The sequence below is a fragment of the Methanosarcina sp. A14 genome, from assembly GCF_001729375.1.
GTDB classification, from domain to species: Archaea; Halobacteriota; Methanosarcinia; order Methanosarcinales; family Methanosarcinaceae; genus Methanosarcina; species Methanosarcina barkeri.
The window spans coordinates 1-2,632 of record NZ_LZPK01000220.1 but is presented as its reverse complement, the minus strand read 5'-3'; the positions used below and the strand labels follow the sequence as shown (position 1 = coordinate 2,632).

Sequence of the window (2,632 nt, the reverse complement as noted above, 5' to 3'; positions counted from 1 at the left end):
ATAGAATGCTTGAGCCGTATGAAGGGAAACTTTCACGTACGGTTCTTAGAAGAGGGAGAGCGAGTAATCGCTCTTTCTTATTCAACATGTCTATTCAATTTTCACAATTTTTCTTGCTATCACTTTTTCTGAAAATTACCCTGATTATTCAAGCTTCATTGAAAGCTTCTAACCTCTATTTCCGGAAGTTTCAGTTGATAATAATTGCAAATTATTGAGCAAATGCACAAAAACGATAGCCGGAAAAATGTTCTTCTTTTCAAGACATCTGCGGAAGGTCGGGTGTATTTAGTGGAAAAAGTTTAAGAATAACATGTAGGCACTTTTTTATGTCTTCAGTTACCGCTTTTGATACATTTTAAAAAGAAGAAAATAGACCATGGAGGGATAAATTTCTTTTTTCTAGGAAGGGCTGTTAATAATTCAATAATTTAAAAAACTTTTACAAAATATACACTTTTTATGTTTCTGTTGCAAAAAAAGGTAACTTATACCAAACTGAAAAATACATAGTTTTTCACACAAAAGCTATGCATTAAAAATTCAAATTTGCCGTTTTTTGTCTCTATATTAATAATATTCAAACTTTGAATTTACCAGTTATCCTGTAAATGTGAGAAAGAACTACAAAAATTCCCATTAGAAAACCTAGCCATAATGCACAAGAGGCACAATTGTTTTGAGGATTTGAATAATAATAGTTAAACACAATCATTAAAAGTAAGCACAAAGAAAATATGATCTTCCCTTTCAACTCATGATTAACCATTTTGAATGCCTCATTACTATATTTTTGGTTGTTAACTATTAAACATATTTTTTGTTTTTACTAATCAATATCTGTTTTAATATCTGCTTTTGCGGATACACTTGATACTATAGTAAGGCGTATAGTCAGCATTACAAAGAATCAAGTAAATATACAGGTTTTTTTCAAATTATTTCATTCATTTTTATTATCTATTTTTTTTAGTTTTTCTATATATAAAAAAACTATAGTTTATATCATAAAATCATTATTTTCAATATTCGGTTCTATTTATTAATCTTGTGACCTTGTTATTAATTATGGAATTATTAATAAAAATATAATTAATCATAATAATTAATCACTAGTAAAAAATCGTCTTCTAATTCTATATTATGTCACATATTATTTATAATCGTAACGACTAATAAAAATGAAACGTAATAAAGTCTAAAAATAAAGATAGTAATTTAAGCTAAATTGAAAAAATACATCTTTTTTGGCACAAAACCAACAGAATGTCTAACGTTTAATTCTGGCGTCTTTTTATAATGAAGCGTAAAACCACTTGGCTCTGACCTGGAGGTTGTAACGCAAACCTAATTTTTTCCATATAGTATTAACAACGACCTGTTTCAGTACAGAGCTCTCTAGTCTGCTCTTAATTTGTTCCAAAGTCTATGCACAGGTTTTACTACAAAAACAATTTATAAATAATAAACTCCCCACTCTTTTTAGACTTAAACTTCAATTTTTCAATTTAAGGTTTTATTTGTTTTCAGAATATATACTTGGTCTTGTATTTGTTGTCACTTTTATGTAGTTTGTCTTCTTTATCGTATTGCAGCCTGCCACATTGCTCACTGTAAGTGTAACCTTATATTTTCCTTCCTGTAAATACTGATGTTCTGGATTCTGTTCCCTTGAAATTGTCCCGTCTCCAAAACTCCATTTCCATTTGGTCGGTATTCCTGTACTTCCATCAGTAAATTCGACGGTTAATGGTGTTTTTCCTGAGGTCGGAGATGCAGAGAATGCAGCAACTGGTTTTGTTACCACTTTTATATAATCTGTTTTTGTTACTGTGTTACTGCCTTTAGCATTCTTTACTGTTAAGCTAACCGTGTATACCCCTGCTTTTGAATACTTGTGAGTTGGATTCTGGAGGAATGATTTTGATCCGTCTCCAAAGGTCCATTTCCATTTAGTCGGAAGTTCTGTGCTCTCGTCAGTAAAGGTAACCTTTAATGGTGCTTTTCCTTCGGTCGGGTTCGCGGAAAAATTTGCTACAAGAGGTACTGGTTGTGCTTGTTGAGGACCTATAAACTGCCCCAAAGAAACTGGACCAGTTCCTACATTTATTGTGGTTGTAACAGTGTTTGTGTTTGTGTCAATTACAGAGACATTGTCGTGTCCTCCGTTAACCACATATACCTTTGTTCCGTCTGCAGTGACTGCAACTCCATGGGGCGACCAACCAACAGGAACCGTAGCTATGACTGTTTTTGTATCTGTGTCAATTACAGAGACGTCATCGTCGAAAACGTTTGTCACATATACCTTTGTTCCCGCTGGATTGACTGCAACTCCATAAGAAGGATTGCTTCCTACAGGAACCGTAGCTGTAACAGTATTTGTGGCTGTGTCAATTACAGTACAGTTGCCGCCGCTCGCTACATATACCTTTTTTCCATCCGAGCTAACTGCAACTCCCACAGGAAACCCATCTACAGGAATCGTAGCTATGATCGTATTTGTGCCTGTGTTAATTACTGAAACTGTGTCGTCAGTGTTTACCACATATACCTTTGTTCCGTCTGGAGCGACTGCAACCCCCTCAGGCTCCCTTCCTACAGGAACCGTAGCTATTACTGCATTTGTAGC

At 34.0% G+C, this 2,632-nt stretch carries 1 protein-coding gene; it reads right to left on the bottom strand.

Annotation, left to right across the window (positions count from 1 at the left end):
* Positions 1 to 1,516: 1,516 nt before the first annotated feature.
* Positions 1,517 to 2,632 (bottom strand): PKD domain-containing protein (locus A9239_RS10975; RefSeq protein ID WP_141706436.1); only part of this gene is annotated, 1,116 nt, incomplete at its 5' end.